The organism is Phenylobacterium sp. (assembly GCF_031412415.1).
In the GTDB taxonomy this organism is placed as follows: Bacteria; Pseudomonadota; Alphaproteobacteria; order Caulobacterales; family Caulobacteraceae; genus Phenylobacterium.
The window spans coordinates 1-1,857 of sequence record NZ_JANOCX010000292.1; the positions used below are offsets into that span (position 1 = coordinate 1).

Genomic DNA, 1,857 nt, shown 5'->3' on the forward strand with positions numbered 1-1,857 from the left:
GGCAGGGGCACGGGCACGTAGTGGAGTAGCTTGCCGTGCCGATCGACCACGCCGTAGTGCATGTAGGGCGCGTGCTTGGAGTAGTTGAAGAACAGCAGCTCACCTGTGGCCTCGTCGACCTTGGTGTGGGCGCTGACGCCGTCCAGGGGACCCCAGCTGGCGACGCCGCCCTGCTCCAGGGTCTCCGGATCCAGCCAATAGGCCTCGCCGCACTGGTAGAAGGTCGAGACGATCTTGCCGGCATGGACCACGGCGTCGGTGCTCGATGAGTCCTTCAGGCCGCCATGCGCGCCGAAGCCGGGACGCAGGGACACCTCCGGTCCGTCCATGAGGCCGCCCCACAGCGCCTGGCCGGCCTCCTGCTCGGCCTCGAACCCGCGGGTCCGCACGAAGCGGTTGCGGTAGTCGGCGCGGCCTTCGCGGAAGCTGATCATGTGGACCATGCCGTCGCCGTCGAACGGATGGTGGCGGCCCAGAGGTTGCTGAACGGGGTTCTCGGTGTTGCGGATGTAGACGCCGTCGATATCGGTCGGGATCGCGCCCTCGAGGACCTCCAGGTTCTCGGCGTTCACCTCCTCATGCAGCGGCGTCCAGGCGCCGGTCAGATAGGGGTGGTTGCTGGGCCGCAGGGATGTCTGGACCGGCGGCAGGCGCTCCATCTTCAAGAGAGCTCTCCAAGTATCATCGGCGGCCGGCGCGACCGCTCTTGAGTTCAGCCTAGCACCATGGTCTTGTTGTGCAAGTGACTTGGCGCTTCCGTCGCATCAGTATGACGGATCGAACGGGAACTAGGTCTTCGCGCGCTCCCGCGGGCGCCGCTCGGCGACGGTTTGCGGTTCGAGCGGGACCTTGCACTCGCTGCAGACAACGCTCGCCTCGACCAGCTTGCCGCAGGCGTTGTGGATCACCTCGACCGGCGGGCCTGACGCGTCCGCCAGCCAGTGGTCGGCCCAGAGCAGCAGGGCCAGGGCGTGCGGATAGAGGTCCTTGCCCTTCTTGGTCAGCCAGTACTCGTAGCGCGGCGGCGACATCTCGTAGAGACGGCGCTCGAAGACGCCGTTGGCCACCAGGGCGCGCAGGCGGTCGGTGAGGATGTTGGTGGCGATGTCGAGGTTGGCCTGGATGTCGTCGAAGCGGTGAATACCGAAGTACTGGGTGGAGATCACCATCCCGGTCCAGCGGTCGCCGGTCATGTCCACCACATCGGACGGCGGGCGCGCCGCCTCCTCGCCGCCGCCGGGCTGTCGGCGACGGTGGAGGCGGGTCACCTCCATCTCCTCGAAGCCAGCTCCGGGGCCGGGACGATGGCTGCAGCTATGCAGGGAGATGTCGCCGCCGCAGTGGTCGCAGACCATTTGCGGGAGCATCGATCGCCCGCACACCGAGTGCACCAGGCCGGCCGGGCCATTGGGCGAGACCTCGTCCCAGCGAATGCCCCAGCACCAGGCGATGAGCACGGAATCGAACAGGCCCCGGCCCATTTCCGTCAGGTGGTACGCCTGCCGAGTGGCGCCCTCCCGATGCGCGCGCTGCTCGAAGATGCCGTTGGCGACCAGGCTGCGCAGGCGATTGGACAGGGTGTTGCGTGGGGCGCCGGTGCGCGCGCGGAAATCCTCGAATCTGGTGGCGCCGCGGAACGCCTCTTCGAGGATGAGCTGACTCCATCGGTCGCCGATGGCGTTCAGTGCTCGATTCACCGAGCTGCGTAGGATTTTCCGCGTGCGCGCCATGGCTCTCCAACTAAGGCCTATAGGCGCCCCTCAGGGGTGTCCAGCCTCTCGGCGGGTCCCTGAAGTTCGCAATCTCAAGCTGCGGTCAGAAGCCGAGCTGCCGGCCGGCCAAATCACGCAGGATCTC

General features: G+C 67.1%; 2 protein-coding genes. Both read right to left on the reverse strand.

Annotated features, from left to right (window positions below; translation table 11 throughout):
* The coding region (locus RMO04_RS14190; protein ID WP_309645421.1) for a carotenoid oxygenase family protein at window positions 1-665 on the reverse strand (665 nt) is incomplete at its 3' end.
* A gap of 123 nt (window positions 666-788) precedes the next feature.
* Entirely contained in the window at window positions 789-1,730 is a 942-nt protein-coding gene (locus RMO04_RS14195) for a helix-turn-helix domain-containing protein (protein ID WP_309645422.1), read from the reverse strand.
* Between the last annotated feature and the right edge of the window lie 127 nt (window positions 1,731-1,857).